The sequence below is a fragment of the Azospirillum sp. UENF 112521 genome (assembly GCF_058780665.1).
This window is the reverse complement of sequence record NZ_JBSNCI010000002.1, coordinates 875,365-894,744: the sequence shown is the minus strand read 5'-3', so window position 1 is coordinate 894,744 and position 19,380 is coordinate 875,365. Positions and strand designations below refer to the sequence as shown.

Genomic DNA, 19,380 nt, shown 5'->3' with positions numbered 1-19,380 from the left:
CGCCATGAGCGTCTATTTCAGCACTGCCCGCGACAAATGGCTTTACGATTTCGAGTGCGGCGGCAAGCGGTATGCGGGCTACTGCCGCGATCCGAAGTCCGGCGAGCTGGCCAGGAACAAGACCCAGGCCAAGCGCATAGAGGCTGCGATCCGCGCCGCCTTGATGGAAGAGCTGGAGTCGGAAAAGCGCCCTGGCGGCCGACTGGCCGCGTACACGGTTGCGCAGATGCTGGCCGAGTTCGCCGCCCGAAAAGCCACCGGCAAGAATTGGGTGAACGAACAGGTCTATGTCAGGGAGCTTCTGGAGTTCTTCGGCGCCGATACACCGGTGGCGCAGCTGACGGAGTCTCGGGTGTGGGACTATGTCACCTGGTCGCGGAAGCAGCCTCTCCGGGTCTACATGGGCGCCGGCAAGAAGAAGGAACAGGTCGCGGCAGGCCCGAAGGCGAAAGCGCCGCTGTTCAAGGACGGGGTCCGCACCAGGTCGGACTCCACGATCAACCGTTACCTGATCTGTCTTGGTGCGGCGTTGCGCATCGCGCACAGCCTGCGTGACGGTGACGGCCGGCCACTTCTGTCGGAGCTGCCTAAGGTCCCGCGCCTTGCCGAGCCCGAGCACCTGCCGCGGCCGATCTCCGATGAGAACCTCGCGGCAATCATCCACCACCCTGAGACACCGGCCCATGTTGCCGACGCGGCGCTGCTGGTGCGGTTGATGGGTTTCCGCAAGGCGGAGGTCTTCGGCCTGCGGATCCAGCAGATCGATTTCAGCGTTCGCGGGGTCTGGCTGGATGCCGAGTTGACCAAGGGTGGACGGGCGGAGTGCGTGCCGGCCAACGACGAGGCACTGGAGCTGCTGGCACGCCTCGTGGCGCAGGCAAGGAAGTGGGAGGTCGACCACCTCTTCACCTACCAGCATGGAGAGAAGGGGGAGCGCCGGCCGGTGAAGAATCCCCGGCGGGCATGGAACACCGTGCTGAAGAAGCTTGGCATCAAGCACCGCTGGCATGACACCAAGGCCAGCTTCGTCACCGCCGTGGCACAGGTTGCCTCTGCCGCCACCACGAAGGCGCTTGCCCGACATAAGGACCACCGCACCACCGAGCGGTACATCGAGGTGGCGGACCCGGTTCGTCGTCAGGCGGTCCAGGCCATCGCGTTTGGGGGCAAGGCAACGGCGCTTGCGAAAAGTCCCAAACAGAAGTCCCAAACAGTCGCGTCGACCGATGTGAGACCAGCTTCGCAGGCCCCAAAAGAAAAAGCCTTGGAACCGTTGGGTTCCAAGGCTTCTCCGGTCCTTCCGGAACTGGTCGGAGCGACAGGATTCGAACCTGCGACCCCCAGACCCCCAGTCTGATGCGCTACCAGGCTGCGCTACGCTCCGTCAACTTCACCGCAGTGCTTGCGGCTTGGCTCCGGAAGGGAACGGGACTATAGCCGCGGGCTTTCGCCGATGCAACATCTCCCGTGATGATTTTTCAGCTTTTTTTGCCCCCAATTTCGGACAGGCGGGACAGCACCGATTGCAGCGATTTCAGCTCGTCCAGGACCATGGTGATCTCGTGCCGGACCGCGTCCGACAGCGGCGGATGATCCTCGCTCCCGCCCCTGTCGTCATCCCTGTCATCGTCGGTGACGTCGCCGCCGAACCCGTCCGCATCGACCGACCCGCCGCCATCGTCGGCATCCTCGGGCAGCGGCGGCGTCGGGTCGGACATGCGCCCTTCCTTTAGCAGGCGCTGGACGCCCTTGATGGTGTAGCGGTCCTCATACAGCAGAGCCTGGATGCGCCGGAGAAGTTCGACATCCTCCGGCCGGTAATAGCGCCGGCCGCCGCCACGCTTCAGCGGACGGATCTGGGGGAACTTCGTTTCCCAGAACCGCAGCACATGCTGAGGCACGTTGAGGTCGGTCGACACCTCGCTGATGGTGCGATAGGCCGTGGCGGATTTCATGGCGCGAATTTCATGGCGCGATCAGGCCGCCATCCGACAACGGCCAGTGGCGGCACTCCGCGGAAAGGCACGGCACGGCGACGGGCAAGGCGGAGAGGTCATCGCAAACGACCGGCGTCAGGACAACGCCCGCGCAGGCGTCGGTGCCCCACCCTCCTGAACCTCGTTGATCCGGTGTTTCAGCACATGGCTGGCACGGAACACCAGAACACGACGCGGCAGAATCGGCACCTCTTCCCCGGTCTTGGGGTTGCGGCCGACTCGCTCGCCCTTCTGGCGGACCTGGAAACTGCCGAAGGAGGAGATCTTGACCATCTCCCCCCGGGACAGGGCATCGGAAATCTCGTCCAGCACCGTTTCGACCAGATCGGCCGATTCGTTGCGCGAAAGTCCGACTTCCTGGTAGACGGCTTCGCTCAGTTGGGCGCGCGTTACGGTATTTTGCGACATTGTCAGACCTCCCCCCGCAACCGTTGCAAAGACGGTAATCCGGCGAAAGAAGGTCCGTCAATTCAAAAGCTTGGCAGCCCCATACGGCCCGGCCGAAGCCCGGCCGGGCGTGCATTGCAGCATGACGGATGTGCGATGTGCGGAGGACGCCGGCGCCTTACCAGCGGACCAGCGCCGAACCCCAGGTCAGGCCGCCGCCGATGGCTTCCATCAGGATCAGGTCGCCGCGCTTGATACGGCCGTCCGCCACCGCTTCGCCCAAGGCCAGCGGGATCGAGGCCGCGGAGGTGTTGCCGTGGCGGTCCACCGTCAGCACCACCTTTTCCGGCGACAGCTTCATCTTGCGGGCCAGCCCGTCGATGATGCGGCGATTCGCCTGGTGCGGCACCATCCAGTCGATGTCGGCCGACTCCAGGCCGTTGGCGGCCAGGGCCTCTTCGACCACCGCCGACAGCTTCGACACGGCATGCCGGAAGATTTCCTGCCCATGCATGCGGACATGGCCGATGGTGCCGGTCGAGGACGCGCCGCCATCGACATAGAGCAGGTCGTACTGGTTGCCGTCGGAATGCAGATGAGTGGACAGCACGCCCTGGTCGCTCGAATCGCCCTTGGCCTCGTAGGCTTCCATGACGATGGCGCCGGCGCCGTCACCGAACAGCACGCAGGTGGTGCGGTCGTTCCAGTCCAGCAGGCGGGAGAAGGTCTCCGCCCCGATCACCAGGGCGCGGCGCGCCTGACCGTTGCGCAGGAAATTGTCGGCCACCGACATGGCATAGACGAAGCCGGCACAGACCGCCTGGATGTCCATGGCGAAACCGGCGGCGCCCAGCGCGGCCTGCACCTTGGTCGCCGTGGCCGGGAAGGTGTTGTCCGGGGTGGTGGTGGCCAGGATGATGCAGTCGATGCTGCTGCCCGGCACGCCCGCATGCTCCAGCGCCCGCATCGCCGCGGCGATGGCGAGGTCGGAGGTCTTCTCCCCCTCGGCGGCGATATGGCGGGACTTGATGCCGGTGCGCTGGACGATCCATTCGTCCGTCGTGTCGACCCGCTGTTCCAGATCTTGGTTGGTGACGACGTTGGACGGCAGGAAGATGCCGCAACCCAGAACTCGGGAACGCATGACCATTGTTCAGCCCGCCGCCGCCTTCGTGTCGGGAAGAGGGGTCGCGTCGGCTATACGTCCCATCTCTTCCTTGATGCGTTCGTTGAAGCCGTGCGTCGCCAGGTTGATGGCGACCGCGACGGCATTGGCGAAGCCGACAGCGTCGGTGCCGCCATGGCTCTTCACGCAGACGCCGCGCAGGCCGAGGAACATCGCGCCGTTGTAGCGGCGCGGGTCGATCCGCTCGCGGAAGCGCTTGAAGGCGCCGCGGGCCAGCAGATAACCGATCCGTGCCAGGAAGGACGTCGCGAAGGTGCGGCGCAGGAATTCGGAGAACAGCTTCGCCGTCCCCTCCGCCGTCTTCAGCGCGACATTGCCGGTGAAGCCGTCGGTGACGATGACGTCCACCGTGCCCAGCCCGATGTCGGTGCCTTCGACGAAGCCATGGAAGCGGCCGGGAAGCGGCATGTCGCGCAGGCTGGCCGCCGCGGCACGCACCACTTCATTGCCCTTCATGTCCTCCGAGCCGATGTTCAGCACGCCGATCGACGGCTGCGGCAGGCCCAGGATGGCACGTGCGAAGACGGCCCCCATCACGGCGAACTGGACGAGGTTTTCAGGCTGGCACTCGGCGTTGGCGCCGAGATCCAGCATAACGCTCTCGCCCCGCTGCGTCGGGAAGAAGGAGGCCATCGCCGGCCGGTCGATGCCCGGCAGCGTCTTCAGCACGAACTTGGCCATCGCCATCAGGGCGCCGGTGTTGCCGGCCGACACCACGCAGGCCGCCTCGCCCGCCGCGACGGCGTCGATGGCAAGCCGCATGCTGGACTGGCGACCCGCACGCAGCGCAACCGCAGGCTTGGCGTCCCCGGCCACGAAGTCGGCGGTGTGGCGGATTTCCGCCACTGCCTTCAACGCAGGCCGCTGGTTCAGCAGCGGTTCAAGCCGCTGCTGGTCGCCATACAGCAGAAAACGCACGTCGGGATGGCGTTCCCGCGCGATGTCCGCCCCGGCAATGACCATGTCGGGACCGTGATCGCCACCCATGGCATCCAGGGCGATGGTCAGGCGCTGGCTCACCGCGAACAGGCTCCCCGGCTTGGACCCCGGCAGGGGCGACGGGCGCCCCCGATCAACGGGACCTCAGACAACGCGATGCGGATCAAGCGGCCGCGGTGCCGCTCTGAACCACTTCACGCTGGTCGTAATGGCCGCAAGACCCGCAGACGTGGTGCGGACGCTTCAGCTCGCCGCAGTTCGGGCACTCGTTGTAGGCCGAGGTGGGCAGAGCGTGGTGCGAACGACGCATGTTGCGCCGCGACTTGGAGGTCTTCTTCTTCGGAACAGCCATGACCGTAAACTCTCTTCATTGGAAAGGGCGGCCCGAACAGGGGCCGCCCAGCGCGAGCGGCATTCAATAAGGCAAATGCCCCAAAAGGGCAAGCCCGAACAACCCCCATTCCGCAACCCCGGGCCGCTCATTGGTGGGGGTGGAAGTGCCGGCCCTTATACAAGACGCGGCGGGGAAAGCAACAGCCGGATCAGTTCCCCGGCTTCAACTTCTGCAGGACGGCGAAGGGATTGGGTTTTTCAGGCTCTTCGGCGGCCTCGTCCTCGGCCGTCTCGCCGTCCTCATGCTCGCGATACCCCTCGAAATCCACGCCTTCGGCATGCGGATAGGGGTCGAGCCCGAGCGACAGGTGCTGCGCCGTCAGTTCGCCGATGTCGATTCGGTTGTTCTCCATCGGCTCGGGAACGTCCTCGTCCGACAGGGAGGCGTCGAAATCGATCTCCAGCCCCGGATCCTCGATCATCGACTCCGGGGCGAACAGCGCCTCGAACCGTTCGCTGACATGGGCCGGCACCGGCTCCAGCGTCACGACGCAGGTCTGCACCACATCGGCCTCCAGCTGTCCGGAGACCCGGATCATCTGGCCGCCGCGCACGGCGCGCAGCCTCACCGTGGCGGTCAGGCTGCCGATCGCCTCCAACTCCAGCCGCTCGGCGAGCGCGCGGCGCTCCGTCTCCGTCGCTTCGATGGTTTCGCTCACCTCGGCACGACGCACCGTGTCGGCATTGACGACGCGTGAGAATTCCGGGGCCGGCTGGGCGCCGTTGGCAGGGCTCATGGCAAAGACTTTCCGATCGAAAACCAAAACGGCCGGCGCGGCGAACGCCCGGCAAGTCCCGAGTCACATGCAGCCCGCGGCCTGGAAAGGCAAGCCCCCAGACACGGCGGCAGGCATCGGCGACACTCTACATATATAGCGAAGCGGTCAGGCCGGCACCGGTGCGAAGCGGATCTCGCCCTGCAACAGCGACTCCAGCGGCTGGGCGTCGAGCGTCGCGGCACAGCTGCGGACATAGGCGGCCATCGCCGCCAGCGCCTCGTCCGGCACCGGATCGACCGTGCCGTAGAGGTTGTTGTCCAGCGCCACCTCCAGCCGGCGGCCGTCGGAGTCGGCCAGCGCCTCGTCATAGGCGCGGATCCGCCCGGCCATCCCGCGCGCCATCGTCTTCACGCGCCGGGCGATGCCACTGTCGCCGGCCCCCATCTCCAGCAGCGACTTCTCGAAATCGTCGACCATCGTCTCATAGAGGCGCTGCGACAGTTTGCCCGCCTCCGGCCCCTGACCCTTCAGCCGGCGCATCACCAGCAGCATGTGCAGCGCCACCATCTCGAACCGCCCGTCCAGGCTGTCGGGCACGGAAAGCGCGCTGTAGAAGCCGGGTTCGCGGGCCTGCCCGACGATGGCGGTGAACAGGCCACCAACCGCGGCGGCGGTGCGGGCGCGGTCTCCGCCCCCCACACCACCCAACAGCGGGCCCAGCAAACGGCCGATAAAGCTTCCTGACACGAACGGCAACCCTTCCCCGACTCGGAGTCTCGTTGACAGGGCGAAGCAGCCGGTGCGATTGTCCCGCCCGGAGACTGTCCACAGCCGTGAACGGCCTCGCTGCCCCGCCGGCTCCATCATAGCCCGAGCACCATGACCAGATCGAACTTTTCCGCCCCCCGCGCCGTCATTCGCACCGCCCTGCTGGGCAGCATCCTGCTCGCCGGCCTCGCCGCGACCGGCTGCTCGCCCACCCTCGCCACCCGCGGCAACCTGACGGACCCGCAGCTGGTGGCGGAACTGCAACCGGGCCAGAGCCGGCGCGACGACGTCGCCGCGGTGCTGGGCACGCCGACCTCGGTCGGCACCTTCGATCCGAACGTCTGGTACTATATCGGGCAGAAGACTGAGAAGACCGCCTTCTTCGAGCCGGAAGTGACGGAGCGCCGCGTCGTCGTCGCCCATTTCGACGACAACGGCGTCCTGCGCGAGATCAAGACGCTCGACAAGTCGAACGGCCAGGACATCGATCTGGTGGAGCGCACGACCCCCACCGCCGGCCGCGAGATGGGCTTCCTGGAACAGATGATGGGCAACGTCGGCCGCTTCTCCGCCAAGGATACCAAGGGCAAGGGCCCCGGCAGCTGATCGGCCGGCCGATAGCCCGGCCCGCCGTGCCCATTCCTTCCGATACGGACACCGACCTGCGCCACATGCGCGCCGCCCTGTCGCTCGCGGCGCGCGGGCTGGGGCGGACCTGGCCCAATCCCGCGGTCGGCTGCGTGCTGGTCCGCGACGGCGCCGTGATCGGCCGCGGCTGGACCCAGCCCGGCGGCCGCCCCCATGCCGAGACCCAGGCGCTGGACCGAGCCCGCGCTTTTTCCGGCGGAGCGGACGGTGCCACCGCCTACGTCACGCTGGAACCCTGCAACCATTATGGCAAGACGCCGCCCTGCGCCCTGGCGCTGGTCGAGGCGAAGGTGGCGCGTGTCGTCGTCGCCTGCCAGGACCCCGACCCGCGGGTTGCCGGCGGCGGCTTGGCCCGGCTGCGCGATGCCGGCATCGCGGTCACGACGGGCGTCTGCGAGGCCGATGCGCTTGCACTCAACGAGGGCTTCTTCAACCGCATCACGCTGGGCCGCCCCCTGGTCACGCTGAAAGTCGCCAGCACGTTGGACGGCCGCATCGCCACCGCCACCGGCGAGTCGCAGTGGATCACCGGCCCGACGGCGCGCGCCTGGGGCCACCGGCTGCGCGCCAGCCATGACGCCATCCTGGTCGGCATCGGCACCGCGCTGGCCGACGACCCCGAATTGACCTGCCGCCTGCCCGGCCTGGAAGACCGCAGCCCGGTGCGGGTTGTGGTGGACAGCGGCCTGCGCCTGCCGCCGACGGCGAAGCTCGCCACCGGCGCTCGCCGCATTCCGACCTGGGTCGTCACCGGCCCCACCCCCGACCCCACGCGTGCCGAGGCTCTGGCTGCCCTCGGCGTCGAGCCGATCCCGGTCACCGCCGGGCCCGACGGCCGTGTCGATCCCGCCGCCGCGATGACCGCCCTCGCCGCCCGCGGCATCACCCGCGTGCTGGTGGAAGGCGGAGCGTCGATGGCCGGCGCCCTGCTCGGCGCCGGTCTGGTCGACCGGCTGGAGTGGTTCCGCGCCGCCTCGCTGATCGGCGGCGACGGGTTGCCGGCGGTCGCCGGCTTCGGAGTCGAGGCGTTGGCCGCGATGGCGCGCTTCGAACGCACTGCCTTCCGCAGCGCCGGCACCGATCTGGCCGAAAGCTATCGCCGGATCGGCCCCAAAGCGTCGGTCTAGCCCGCGCAACAGACCGTTGCGCCGCTTGCGGTGTCGCGCCCGCTTCCCCTGGCCGCGAAACCTGCTAAATTCCCCCGCATGTTCACCGGAATCATCACCGATGTCGGGCGCGTCCGGGCCGTGGAGCGGCAGGGCGACACCCGGTTCACCATCGAGACCGCCTTCGACACGGAGACGATCGCGATCGGGGCGTCCATCGCCCACAACGGCGTCTGTCTGACGGTCATCGAAAAGGGACCGGGGACCTACGTCATCCAGGCTTCGGGGGAAACCCTGTCGAAGACGACGCTCGGCGGCTGGGAAGCCGGCACGCGCATCAACCTGGAGCGCGCGCTCAAGGTCGGCGACGAGCTGGGCGGCCACATCGTGTCCGGCCATGTCGACGGGGTCGGCCGGCTGCTGTCGATCCGCCCCGAAGGCGAATCGCTGCGCCTGACCTTCGAGGCGCCGGCCACTCTCGCCAAATACATCGCGCCCAAGGGCTCGGTCGCCATCGACGGCGTGTCGCTGACCGTCAACGAGGTCGAAGGCAACCGCTTTGGCGTCAACATCATCCCCCACACCCAGACCGCCACCACCTTCGGCGGGCTGACGGAGGGCGATACGGTCAATCTCGAAATCGATATGCTGGCGCGCTATGTCGCCCGGCTCGCGGGGCAGGAATGACGTCCGAGTTTCACCACTACCTGTCGACGGCCGAAGAGATCATCGAAGAGGCGCGTCAGGGCAGGATGTTCATCCTGGTCGACGACGAGGACCGGGAGAACGAGGGCGATCTGGTGATCCCCGCCTCCTGCGCCACGCCGGACGCGGTGAACTTCATGGCCAAGCATGGGCGCGGCCTGATCTGCCTGACCATGGACCGGCCGAACATCGAACGGCTGCGCCTGCCGCTGATGGCGCAGCAGAACGCGTCCCGCCACCAGACCGCCTTCACTGTCTCCATCGAGGCGCGCGAAGGCGTGACCACCGGCATCTCCGCCGCCGACCGTGCCCGCACCATCGCCGTCGCCATCGACCCGGCGTCCGGCCCGCACGACCTCGCCACCCCCGGCCACATCTTCCCGCTGCTGGCGCGTGACGGCGGCGTGCTGGTCCGCGCCGGCCATACCGAGGCCTCGGTCGACATCGCCCGGCTGTCCGGCCATTCCTCGTCCGCGGTGATCTGCGAGATCATGAACGACGACGGCACCATGGCACGCCTGCCCGATCTGGTGCAGTTCGCCCAGTTCCACGGGCTGAAGGTCGGCACCATCGCCGACCTGATCGCCTACCGCCGCCGCACCGAGACCATCGTCGAGCAGGTTCTGGCCGGCAATCTCGACAGCCGCTATGGCGGGCGCTTCCAGTCCTACGTCTACATCAACAAGATCCAGTATGCCGAGCACATCGCGCTGGTGCGCGGCGACATCTCCGGCGACGAGCCGGTGCTGGTGCGCATGCATGCCCAGTCGGTGCTGGACGACGTGCTGGGCGACCGCAACTCCGGCCGCGACAACGACCTGCACGCCTCGATGGAGCTGATCGCCAAGGAGGGCCGCGGCGTCGTCGTGCTGCTGCGCGAGCCGAACCCGAACGGCCTTTCCACCGTGCTGAAGGCGCGGCTGGAAGGTCAGGCCGGCAGCGTTCCGGAACTGCGCGACTACGGCATCGGCGCGCAGATCCTGCTGGATCTGGGCGTGCGCAAGATGACCCTGATCTCCAACCGCAAGAAGCCGATCATCGGGCTGGAGGGCTACGGCCTGACCGTGGTCGGCCACCGCGCGATCAATCCGGGCGCCACCGACCCCGGTGAGGACTGAGGACCAGAACGCCGCCGGATGACCGATACGCCCCACATCATGGTCGTGGACGCCCGCGTCCACGAGGACATTGCCGATGAGCTGGCGCGTGGCGCCGTCGCGGAACTCGACCGCGCCGGCGCCACGCACATCCGCTATGGCGTGCCCGGCTGTCTGGAGCTTCCGGCGGCGATCATGTACGCCATCCGCTCCATGGATTTCTTCACCGCCCGCAAGCGGTTCGACGGCTATGTCGCGCTGGGCTGCGTGATCCGGGGCGAGACGACGCGGTACGACACGATCTGTGCCGAAAGCGCCCGCGGCCTGCAGGATCTGGCCCTGCGCTACAGTCTGGCGGTCGGAAACGGCATCCTGACGGTGGAAAACCGCGAGCAGGCCTGGGCCCGCGCCAATGTCGGATCGGTCAATACCGGCGGGCGTGCCGCGCGTGCCTGTCTTGACATGATTGACCTGAAGCGCAAATTCCGCCTCTATCCGCGCTGACCCCGACATCTCCTCTCTTTTAGCGACTGCAGATCATGAGCAACGACGACGCGGGCAGCCCCGTGACACCCGATCACGCCCCCAAGGGCGGCGACTCCAAGGGCAAATCGAAGTCCCGCAAGAACAAGACCGGCGGCGGCTCCGCCAAGGCGCGCCGCAAGGCCGCCCGTCTGGCCGCGGCCCAGGCGCTGTACCAGATCGATCTGGCCCAGGCCCCGGTCGAGAATGTCGTCGGCGAGTTCGTCGCCCACCGGCTGGGCGAGGAGATCGACGGCGACAAGTTCGTCTCCGGCGATCCGCAGCTGTTCGCCGACATCGTCCGCGGTGCGATCCACCGCCGCGCCGAGGTCGACGGGGTGCTGGGCGCCGCCCTCGACCCGCGCTTCCCGCTCGACCGGCTGGAGCTGCTGCTGCGCGCCATCCTGCGCGCCGGTGCCTACGAGATCGCGGTGCATATGGACACCCACCCGCGCATCCTCATCAGCGAGTATGTCGACGTCGCCCGCGCCTTCTTCTCCGGCCGCGAGCCGGCGATGGTGAACGGCGTGCTCGACCATGTCGCCCGCGCGCTGCGCGCCGACGACCTCGCCAAGCCCGACCCCGGCCGCAGTGCGGTCGAGGAGTAATACCCGAAGAAATTCCCTCTCCCCCCCGGGGAGAGGGTTAGGGTGAGGGGGTCGCACCGCGTGCCTTTCACGAGAATCAACCCCGTGCATCCCCCTCACCCCGACCCTCTCCCCGGGGGGAGAGGGGAATCGCCCTCTCGGCGAGTTCGGCCGGATCACCCGCTTCTTCAAGCCGCTGGCCGCCGGTTTTCCCGGCGCCCGCGGCCTGCGGGACGATGCCGCCGTGTTCGGCGTGCCGGACGGGCGGGAACTGGTCGTCACCACCGACGCCATGGTCGCCGGGGTGCATTTCTTCCCCGACGATGCGCCGGCGGACATCGCCGCCAAGCTGATGCGCAGCAACCTGTCCGACCTCGCCGCCATGGGGGCGGAGCCGCTGGCCTACACGCTGGTGACCGCCCTGCCCCGCGGCCTCGACGAATCCTGGCTGGAGGGCTTCGCCGCCGGGCTGGGCGAGGAGCAGCGGCAGTTCGGCATTGCGCTGGCCGGTGGCGATTCGGTCTCGACCAGCGGCCCAATCACCCTGTCGGTCACCGCCTTCGGGCTGGTCCCCACCGGTTGTGCCCTGCCGCGCTGGGGCGGGCAACCGGGCGACCGCGTCTTCGTCACCGGCAGCATCGGCGATGCCGCGCTCGGGCTCGAAGTCGCCTATGGCCGTCTCGACATTCCGGACCAGGACACGCGCGCCCATCTGCTGCGCCGGATGCGCCGGCCCGACCCGCGCATGGGCGTCGGGCCGTGCCTGATCGGTCTGGCCAGCGGTGCGATGGACGTGTCGGACGGGCTGGTCGCCGACCTCGGCCATCTCTGCGAGGAGTCCGGCTGCGCCGCCCTGCTCCGCGCCGATGCGGTGCCGCTGTCGGAGGCTGCCCGCGGCGCCATCGACGGCGATCCGGTGAGACTGGCGCTGGCCATCACCGGCGGCGACGATTACGAGCTTCTGTTCACCGCCCAGCCGTCGGCCCGCGACGCCCTGGCGGCCCTGGCCGCGGAATGCGGGGTTGCGATCACCGAGATCGGCGAACTCTGTCCCGGTACGCCCGGCGAGGTCGCGGTGCTGGACGGTGCCGGTGTGCCCCTGCCGCTGGCCCGGCGCGGCTGGGACCATTTCTGACCGTCCACCTCCCCCGCCCCGCGTTTAAGACAATCGAAAGCATCCGCGGCGCAGGGTTCGGCGCTTCGCCGTCTGTCTGAGGTGTGTTGCCGTGGTCAAGGCTCTGATCGTCCTCGTTCTCGGCATCGTCTTGCTGGGCGGCGCCAGCTTCGGTGGCTGGTTCGTCTATCAGAAATACTTCACCGAACATCCCGACGCACCGCCGAAGAAGGTGGAGCCGCCGCCCAAGCCGCCGACCGCCTTCGTCCGCCTGCCCCCGCTGGTGGTGCCGATGATCGGCCCGACCCGAGTCGAACAGTTCGTGACCGTCGTGGTCGCGGTGGAAGTGCTTCTGGAAAAGCAGCCGATGGTCCAGGCCAACCAGCCGCGCCTGACCGACGCCTTCCTGACCGCGCTCTATGGCGGCATTGCGGACAAGTCGATCCTGAACGGGGCTTTGGTCAATATTCCTGCCGTAAAGACCAAGTTGGCGGAGGCCGCCGGCAAAGTCGTCGGCAAGGATGCGGTCTATGACGTGCTGGTCCAGGCGGTTACGCAGCGCAATCTCTGACCGCCTCCCAGGGCACCCGCAATTCGCACCCATTTTGCGGTGCATTATCCCGACACTACCCACAAAGGCCAGGGGCACCCCCGGCCATTTCGCCGCGTTGCGCCGCCCCGTGCGGCGGTTGCAAAGCGGCCGCACCGGGCGCATGCTTTTCCCGATAATACTTGCGCCCGACTTCTCCCCCACTTGATCACCGTGGTGGGACCAGCCTTTCCGGGGCGCGACCTTAAAATCAATCGGGGGATGCGATGGCTCTAGCGTTCATCGTCATCATCGCCGCCGGCCTGCTCGCGCTGGCCTACGGTTTTCGTACCGGAAAAGAAGTCATGGCCGCGTCGCCTGGGTCCGAACGGATGCAGGCCATCGCCGCCGCGGTGCAGGAAGGGGCGCGCGCCTATCTGAACCGCCAATACACCACCATCGCCATCGCCGGCGCCGTCCTGCTGGTCATCCTGTGGGTGACGCTGGGCTTTCCGGTGGCCTTGGGCTTCCTGATCGGCGCCGTGCTGTCGGGCAGCGCCGGCTATGTCGGCATGAACGTCTCGGTCCGCGCCAACGTCCGCACCGCCGAGGCCGCCACCCGCGGCCTGGCGCCGGCACTCGACATCGCCTTCAAGTCGGGCGCGATCACCGGCATGCTGGTGGTCGGGCTCGGGCTGCTGGGCGTCGGCGGCTATTTCGGCATCCTGACGCTGGTCTACCACGTCAACGATCCCGTCGAGGTGCGCACGATCCTCGAGGCGCTGGTGGCGCTCAGCTTCGGTGCCTCGCTGATCTCGATCTTCGCCCGGCTGGGCGGCGGCATCTTCACCAAGGGCGCCGACGTCGGCGCCGACCTCGTCGGCAAGGTGGAGGCCGGCATCCCGGAGGACGACCCGCGCAACCCGGCGGTCATCGCCGACAATGTCGGCGACAATGTCGGCGACTGTGCCGGAATGGCCGCCGACCTGTTCGAGACCTACGCCGTCACCATCGTCGCCACCATGCTGTTGGCGGCGATTTTCTTTACCGGCGGCGTGTTGCGGATGATGCTGGTCTATCCGCTGCTGATCGGCGCTGTCTGCATCCTGGCCTCGGTCGCCGGCACCTTCGCGGTGAAGCTCGGCCCCGACAACAACATCATGAAGGCGCTCTACAAGGGGCTGGCGGTCGCGGCCGGCATCTCGCTGGTGCTGATCCTGATCGTCACGGCGATCCTGTTCGGCTTCACCCGCGCCATCACCATGACCGACGGCGTGTCGATCACCGGCTTCAACCTGCTGGTCTCGGCCCTGGTCGGGCTGGGCGTCACCGGCCTCTTGGTCTGGATCACCGAGTTCTACACCTCGACCGCCTTCCGCCCGGTGCGCAGCGTCGCCAAGGCGTCGGAGACCGGGCATGGCACCAATGTCATCCAGGGTCTTGCCGTGTCGATGGAATCGACCGCCCTGCCGGTGATCGTCATCTGCGCCGGCATCCTGATCGCCCACGGGCAGGCCGGCGTCTTCGGCATCGGCATCGCCGCGACGACGATGCTGGCGCTGGCCGGCATGGTGGTGGCGCTCGACGCCTATGGGCCGGTCACCGACAATGCCGGCGGCATCGCCGAGATGTCGGACATGCCCGCCAACATCCGAGTCACCACCGACGCGCTGGACGCCGTCGGCAACACGACCAAGGCGGTGACCAAGGGCTATGCCATCGGCTCCGCCGGTCTGGCCGCCCTGGTTCTCTTCGCGGCTTACGTCCAGGATTTGGGCCATTACTTCCCCAACATTCCGGTCGAGTTCCGGCTGAACGACCCCTACGTCGTCGTCGGGCTGCTGGTGGGCGGCCTGCTGCCCTATCTGTTCGGGGCCATGGGCATGACCGCCGTCGGCCGCGCCGCCGGGTCCGTCGTCGTGGAGGTGCGGCGCCAGTTCCGCGAAATCCCCGGCATCATGGAAGGCACCGCCAAGCCCGATTACGGCCGTGCGGTGGACATGCTGACCAAGGCGGCGATCAAGGAGATGATCATCCCCTCGCTGCTGCCGGTCCTGGCCCCGGTGGTCCTCTATCTGGTGATCGCCGCCATCGGCGGGCGGGCGGCCGGCTTCGCGTCCCTGGGCGCCATGCTGCTGGGAACCATCGTCACCGGCATCTTCGTCGCCATTTCGATGACGTCGGGCGGCGGTGCCTGGGACAACGCCAAGAAGTACATCGAGGAGGGCAATCACGGCGGCAAAGGCTCCGACGCCCACAAGGCGGCGGTGACCGGCGATACCGTCGGCGACCCCTACAAGGACACCGCCGGCCCGGCGGTGAACCCGATGATCAAGATCACCAACATCGTGGCGATCCTGCTGCTGGCGATCCTGGCCCAGGTCGGATGAGGGCTCGGCTGAGGGCTCGGGTGAGCGACCGGTGCGGGGCAGGACAACCGCCTGCCCCGCACCGACGCATTTACAGTCCCGGCGAGGCTTCCGGCGCCAGAGTTTCCACGAACTCGTTGAAGTCGGAAGCCTCGCGGAAATCCTTGTAGACGGAGGCGTAGCGGATATACGCCACCTGATCCATCGTCTGCAGCGCTTCCATGATCTTCTCGCCGATCTGCTTCGACGGGATTTCGCTCTCGCCGGAGGATTCCAGCTGGCGGACCATGCTGTTCACCACCCGGTCGATGCGGTCGCCGTCGATCGGGCGCTTGCGCAGCGCGATCCTCATCGACCGCAACAGCTTCTCGCGGTCGAAGGCTTCGCGCTGGCCGTTGCTCTTCACCACCGTCAGTTCGCGCAGTTGGACGCGTTCGAAGGTGGTGAAGCGGGCGCTGCAACTGGGACAGAAGCGCCGCCGGCGGATTGCCGAGTTGTCTTCGGTCGGGCGCGAGTCCTTGACCTGGGTGTCCTCGTTTCCGCAGAACGGGCAGCGCATCTGGTGGTTTCCCCCCTTTACGGCGTGGGCGATTACAGCGTCGGGTAGATCGGGAACTGACGGCACAGGCCGCGGACACGCTCGCGCATTGCCGCCTCGACCGCCGTGTTGTCGCCGGAGTTGCTGGCGGCCAGCCCGTCCAGCGTCTCGACGATCATCTCGCCGACCTGTTTGAACTCGGCGGTGCCGAAGCCGCGGGTTGTCGCCGCCGGGCTGCCCAGGCGGACGCCGGAGGTGATCATCGGCTTCTGCGGGTCGAACGGCACGCCGTTCTTGTTGCAGGTCATGCCGGCATGCTCGAGGCTGGCTTCCGCCGCCTTGCCGGTCAGGTTCTTCGGACGCAGGTCGACCAGCACGATGTGGCTGTCGGTGCCGCCCGACACGATGTCCAGCCCGCCGGCGATCAGCGTCTTGGCCAGCACCTGGGCGTTGTCGACCACCGCCTGGGCATAGGTCTTGAACTCCGGACGCAGCGCCTCGGCGAAGGCAACCGCCTTGGCGGCGATGACATGCATCAGCGGGCCGCCCTGGAGGCCGGGGAAGACGGCCGAGTTGATCTTCTTGGCGATGTCTTCCTTGTTGGTCAGCACCATGCCGCCGCGCGGGCCGCGCAGCGTCTTGTGGGTGGTGGTGGTGACCACGTCGGCATAGGGGAACGGGTTCGGATAGACGCCGCCGGCGATCAGGCCGGCATAGTGGGCGATGTCGACCATGAAGATCGCGCCGACCTCGTCCGCGATGGCGCGGAAGCGCTCATAATCCAGCACGCGCGGATAGGCGGAGCCGCCGGCGATGATCAGCTTCGGCTTGTGCTCGCGGGCCAGAGCCTCGACCTGATCGAAGTCGATCAGGTGGTCGTCCTTGCGCACGCCGTACTGCACGGCCTTGAACCACTTGCCCGACATGTTGGGGGCGGCACCGTGGGTCAGGTGGCCGCCGGCGGCCAGCGACATGCCCAGCACGCAGTCGCCCGGCTGCAGCAGGGCCAGCAGCACCGCCTGGTTGGCCTGGGAGCCGGAGTTCGGCTGCACGTTGGCGAAATCGCAGCCGAACAGCTTGCAGGCGCGCTCGATGGCGAGGTTCTCCGCCACGTCGACGAATTCGCAGCCGCCGTAGTAACGCTTGCCCGGATAGCCCTCGGCATACTTGTTGGTCAGGACCGAGCCCTGCGCTTCCAGCACCGCCTGGGAGACGATGTTCTCGGAGGCGATCAGCTCGATCTGCTCCTGCTGGCGGACCAGCTCGTCGCGCACCGCGCGGGCCAGTTCGGGATCGGTCTCGGCAAGCGAGGCGGCGAAGAAGCGGCCGATCTCTGCGGTGTTGCTGCTGGTCATGGCGGGAGGTTCCTCAATCGAAGTGGCATCAGGCAGGACAGGCGCGCGGCCAACCTGCCGTCGTCAGGTCTTTCCGGGCTCTGTCGCGTCCCGGTTGCGGGCCTTCACGGCCAAATGATTGGGCCAGGAAAAGCGGCGCGGGAACGCGCTCAGCCCATCTTGGCGATGCGGCGGCTGTGACGCTCGCCGCCTTCAAAGTCGGTCTTCAGGAAGATTTCGACGCAATCCTTGGCGATCTCCGGCCCGACGATGCGGGCGCCCAGCGCGATCACGTTGGCGTCGTTGTGCTCGCGCGACAGGCGCGCGGTGGTCACGTCGTGCACCAGGGCGGCGCGGATGCCGGGATGGCGGTTGGCGGCGATGCTGATGCCGATGCCGCTGCCGCAGACCAGCACGCCGCGCTGCGCCCGGCCGTCGGTGACGGCGGCGGCCAGCGCCGCGGCGAAGTCCGGGTAATCGACCGAGGCCGGACCGTCGGTACCGAGATCGAGGACGGTGTAACCGGCGCCCTCAAGCTGCCGTGCGATCTGAGCCTTCAGCTCATAGCCGGCGTGATCGGATGCGAGTGCCACGGTGCGGACGGTCATGACGGCGGAAACTCCGGTGCGGTCGGTAACGGATACGGGCAGTACGGATGCACGGGCGGCAACCGGGCCGGCGAAGCGGCCTGCAATCGGGCGAAAGACGCCGGCACCCTACCAGATGTCGGTGCCAACCGCCACAGCCACACCATGACATGGATGCATAGCTAAACCCAGCACCGCCGGGCAGCGGTCGATTTGGCGGTCGATTTACGGCGCACGATCGGCCGGCACACAGCCGGAGCGGCACCGACGCCCATCACCGCGAAAGTTTGGCCTCTGTTTTCACCTCTTCGTTGCCGAAGGGGCAAAACAAGGGAGATAGCCGATTCGTTATATGCGGGGGAAATCCGCCAATTGCTGCAACGGAGTCGGGGGAAAATCGCAAGCCGGCGCCTACTAGACGCGCCTTAAAGCCGCGGCACAGCCACAACCGTGCAACGATTTTCAGCGAAGGCTGATTTAAGCGGCGTTCCTTTGTTCTGGCCGACAAGAGCAACTAATTTGATGCTTGCCGAAATTATATTGACACCCAAATCACGGTATGCAACTTGGTTCCTACGGACAAATGAAAAACCAGGACACAGTGCAATGAGCGACCAGCTTCGCGCCGATGTACCGGACAATGCGCTGCTGCGGATGACCGCCGACATCGTATCGGCGTATGTCAGCAAGAACGTGTTGCCTGCTCAGCAAATCCCCGACGTGATCAATACGGTCTACTCGTCGCTGACCGGTCTGAATGGTCAGCCCCGAGAGGTCGCGGCGGAGCCGCTGAAGCCGGCCGTTCCGATTCGTAAGTCAGTGACGCCCGAATACATCGTCTGCCTGGAAGACGGGAAGAAGTTGAAGATGCTGAAGCGGCACCTTCGCTCGACCTACAACATGTCGCCGGACGAATATCGCGCACGCTGGGGACTTCCGCCCGACTATCCGATGGTCGCGCCGAACTATGCGGCTCAGCGTTCGGAATTCGCCAAGCGCATCGGCCTGGGCCGCAGTTCCGGCCGTCAGACCCGCCGCAAGGCCGGTTGATCGCGTAAAGTCCGTATGCAACGCGGGCCGATCCACCCAGGATTCGGCCCGTGTGCGTGTCCGGTCGATGGCCCTGCCATCCGATTGGTTGAAGCTGCGAATCGGTTGCATTCGATGGGCCGCAAGCCTCAGTTGGCACACCCTTTGCGGCCCGACAGGCGGCAGTTGAAACGGTCGACATTTCGACTCAATTCGCGTCCAGTCGACACATTTTCTTCGTTCAGGCAGGTCAGATAGGTCATCGACTTGTCGACGTAATCCTTCACTTCGCCCTGACAGGAAGACATCTTGTCGGCGCTGAGGAAGGTCGCCTGGTCGTCCATGCACAGCGGCACACCCGGCTTCAGGCAGCCCGCGGCCGGCGTCGTCGGTTGCGGGGCGGTCGGGGCCGCTCCACCGTTTGCCGTCCCGGCAGCGGCACCGGCGGCACCGGGGGCGGACTGACGGCCGCCATGGTCCTGTGCGCCATGGCCCGGCTTCTGGGACGGCTGGGACGAAGCGGCCAGCGCCGCCTGCGGGATCGCCAGGACCGGCAAGGCTGCAACCGAAGCGGTTCCCAACGCCGCAGACATCAGCGACACACGCAGGAAAGCCGTCACGCCCAGCGTCCCGAAGCCTGCCGCCCTAAAACCCGCCGCCTTAAAACCCAACATGGCCTCGATCCTCTGGCGTTTCATTCTTCTGCCCGAAGGCCGGCACGGAAAACGGCCCGGCCGACACCCCGCTTAACCGGCTGAACGGCGCAGGGAAAGGGGCTTTCCTTATGCGCCATTCGTTCAGAGATGCGCGGTTCTACAAGCGTTAC

At 67.1% G+C, this 19,380-nt stretch carries 22 protein-coding genes and 1 tRNA gene; 11 read left to right on the top strand and 12 right to left on the bottom strand.

Annotated features, from left to right (window positions below):
* Positions 1-4 precede the first annotated feature (4 nt).
* Positions 5-1,357, top strand: coding sequence for a tyrosine-type recombinase/integrase (locus ACWPN8_RS06500; protein ID WP_492241376.1), 1,353 nt, complete (start codon positions 5-7; stop codon positions 1,355-1,357).
* Here ACWPN8_RS06500 and ACWPN8_RS06495 read toward each other — a convergent pair.
* The 8 genes from ACWPN8_RS06495 to ACWPN8_RS06460 form a co-directional block, all read right to left on the bottom strand.
* Positions 1,308-1,384: transfer RNA gene (locus tag ACWPN8_RS06495), tRNA-Pro, on the bottom strand. The two genes, ACWPN8_RS06500 and ACWPN8_RS06495, sit on opposite strands and share 50 nt — an antisense overlap.
* A gap of 94 nt (positions 1,385-1,478) precedes the next feature.
* Positions 1,479-1,955, bottom strand: coding sequence for a MerR family transcriptional regulator (locus ACWPN8_RS06490; protein ID WP_492240233.1), 477 nt, complete (start codon positions 1,953-1,955; stop codon positions 1,479-1,481).
* Positions 1,956-2,072: 117 nt separating this feature from the next.
* Positions 2,073-2,405, bottom strand: a complete 333-nt coding sequence (locus ACWPN8_RS06485) for an integration host factor subunit alpha (RefSeq protein ID WP_098740199.1) — start codon at positions 2,403-2,405, stop codon at positions 2,073-2,075.
* 157 nt (positions 2,406-2,562) lie between these two features.
* On the bottom strand, positions 2,563-3,534 hold the full coding sequence (locus ACWPN8_RS06480) for a beta-ketoacyl-ACP synthase III (protein WP_109095425.1): 972 nt from the start codon (positions 3,532-3,534) through the stop codon (positions 2,563-2,565).
* 3 nt (positions 3,535-3,537) lie between these two features.
* Entirely contained in the window at positions 3,538-4,590 is a 1,053-nt protein-coding gene (gene plsX / locus ACWPN8_RS06475) for a phosphate acyltransferase PlsX (RefSeq protein ID WP_109095424.1), read from the bottom strand.
* Between the two features lie 82 nt (positions 4,591-4,672).
* Positions 4,673-4,861, bottom strand: coding sequence for a 50S ribosomal protein L32 (gene rpmF, locus ACWPN8_RS06470; protein WP_012973646.1), 189 nt, complete (start codon positions 4,859-4,861; stop codon positions 4,673-4,675).
* A gap of 190 nt (positions 4,862-5,051) precedes the next feature.
* Positions 5,052-5,639, bottom strand: coding sequence for a YceD family protein (locus tag ACWPN8_RS06465; protein ID WP_492240232.1), 588 nt, complete (start codon positions 5,637-5,639; stop codon positions 5,052-5,054).
* Between the two features lie 147 nt (positions 5,640-5,786).
* Entirely contained in the window at positions 5,787-6,368 is a 582-nt protein-coding gene (locus ACWPN8_RS06460; protein WP_492240231.1) for a ubiquinol-cytochrome C chaperone family protein, read from the bottom strand.
* A 132-nt stretch (positions 6,369-6,500) separates the two neighbouring features.
* Between ACWPN8_RS06460 and ACWPN8_RS06455 the strand changes: the two genes are divergently transcribed.
* From ACWPN8_RS06455 to ACWPN8_RS06415, 9 genes are all read left to right on the top strand, one after another.
* A complete protein-coding gene (locus ACWPN8_RS06455) occupies positions 6,501-6,995 on the top strand; it encodes an outer membrane protein assembly factor BamE (RefSeq protein WP_109095422.1) in 495 nt (164 codons plus the stop codon).
* A gap of 26 nt (positions 6,996-7,021) precedes the next feature.
* Entirely contained in the window at positions 7,022-8,164 is a 1,143-nt protein-coding gene (ribD, locus tag ACWPN8_RS06450; RefSeq protein WP_492240230.1) for a bifunctional diaminohydroxyphosphoribosylaminopyrimidine deaminase/5-amino-6-(5-phosphoribosylamino)uracil reductase RibD, read from the top strand.
* A gap of 78 nt (positions 8,165-8,242) precedes the next feature.
* Positions 8,243-8,830: a riboflavin synthase gene (locus ACWPN8_RS06445; protein ID WP_492240229.1), complete on the top strand. Its 588-nt coding sequence runs from the start codon at positions 8,243-8,245 to the stop codon at positions 8,828-8,830.
* Positions 8,827-9,966 carry a 3,4-dihydroxy-2-butanone-4-phosphate synthase gene (gene ribB / locus ACWPN8_RS06440; protein WP_109095419.1) on the top strand — a complete coding sequence of 380 codons (1,140 nt, stop codon included), beginning with the start codon at positions 8,827-8,829 and terminating at the stop codon, positions 9,964-9,966. The genes ACWPN8_RS06445 and ribB overlap by 4 nt, the downstream gene beginning before the upstream one ends.
* An 18-nt stretch (positions 9,967-9,984) precedes the next feature.
* Positions 9,985-10,449: a 6,7-dimethyl-8-ribityllumazine synthase gene (gene ribH, locus ACWPN8_RS06435; RefSeq protein WP_098740208.1), complete on the top strand. Its 465-nt coding sequence runs from the start codon at positions 9,985-9,987 to the stop codon at positions 10,447-10,449.
* Positions 10,450-10,484: 35 nt separating this feature from the next.
* Positions 10,485-11,075, top strand: a complete 591-nt coding sequence (gene nusB / locus ACWPN8_RS06430; RefSeq protein ID WP_109095418.1) for a transcription antitermination factor NusB — start codon at positions 10,485-10,487, stop codon at positions 11,073-11,075.
* An 88-nt stretch (positions 11,076-11,163) separates the two neighbouring features.
* Positions 11,164-12,189 carry a thiamine-phosphate kinase gene (thiL, locus tag ACWPN8_RS06425; protein WP_492241375.1) on the top strand — a complete coding sequence of 342 codons (1,026 nt, stop codon included), beginning with the start codon at positions 11,164-11,166 and terminating at the stop codon, positions 12,187-12,189.
* A 91-nt stretch (positions 12,190-12,280) separates the two neighbouring features.
* Positions 12,281-12,739 carry a hypothetical protein gene (locus ACWPN8_RS06420; RefSeq protein WP_109095416.1) on the top strand — a complete coding sequence of 153 codons (459 nt, stop codon included), beginning with the start codon at positions 12,281-12,283 and terminating at the stop codon, positions 12,737-12,739.
* Between the two features lie 245 nt (positions 12,740-12,984).
* On the top strand, positions 12,985-15,087 hold the full coding sequence (locus ACWPN8_RS06415) for a sodium-translocating pyrophosphatase (protein ID WP_492240228.1): 2,103 nt from the start codon (positions 12,985-12,987) through the stop codon (positions 15,085-15,087).
* Between the two features lie 70 nt (positions 15,088-15,157).
* On the opposite strand, the gene nrdR is transcribed toward ACWPN8_RS06415, so the two are convergent.
* The 3 genes from nrdR to rpiB form a co-directional block, all read right to left on the bottom strand.
* Positions 15,158-15,625 (bottom strand): transcriptional regulator NrdR, encoded by a 468-nt coding sequence (nrdR, locus tag ACWPN8_RS06410; protein ID WP_109095414.1) that lies wholly within the window; start codon positions 15,623-15,625, stop codon positions 15,158-15,160.
* Between the two features lie 32 nt (positions 15,626-15,657).
* Complete coding sequence (gene glyA / locus ACWPN8_RS06405) at positions 15,658-16,959, bottom strand: serine hydroxymethyltransferase (RefSeq protein ID WP_098740214.1); 1,302 nt, start codon at positions 16,957-16,959, stop codon at positions 15,658-15,660.
* 149 nt (positions 16,960-17,108) lie between these two features.
* Complete coding sequence (gene rpiB / locus ACWPN8_RS06400) at positions 17,109-17,546, bottom strand: ribose 5-phosphate isomerase B (RefSeq protein ID WP_109095413.1); 438 nt, start codon at positions 17,544-17,546, stop codon at positions 17,109-17,111.
* 585 nt (positions 17,547-18,131) lie between these two features.
* Here rpiB and ACWPN8_RS06395 point away from each other — a divergent pair.
* Positions 18,132-18,575 carry a Ros/MucR family transcriptional regulator gene (locus ACWPN8_RS06395; RefSeq protein WP_014247241.1) on the top strand — a complete coding sequence of 148 codons (444 nt, stop codon included), beginning with the start codon at positions 18,132-18,134 and terminating at the stop codon, positions 18,573-18,575.
* Positions 18,576-18,703: 128 nt separating this feature from the next.
* Here ACWPN8_RS06395 and ACWPN8_RS06390 read toward each other — a convergent pair whose 3' ends face one another.
* On the bottom strand, positions 18,704-19,228 hold the full coding sequence (locus ACWPN8_RS06390; protein ID WP_109095412.1) for a hypothetical protein: 525 nt from the start codon (positions 19,226-19,228) through the stop codon (positions 18,704-18,706).
* Positions 19,229-19,380 lie beyond the last annotated feature (152 nt).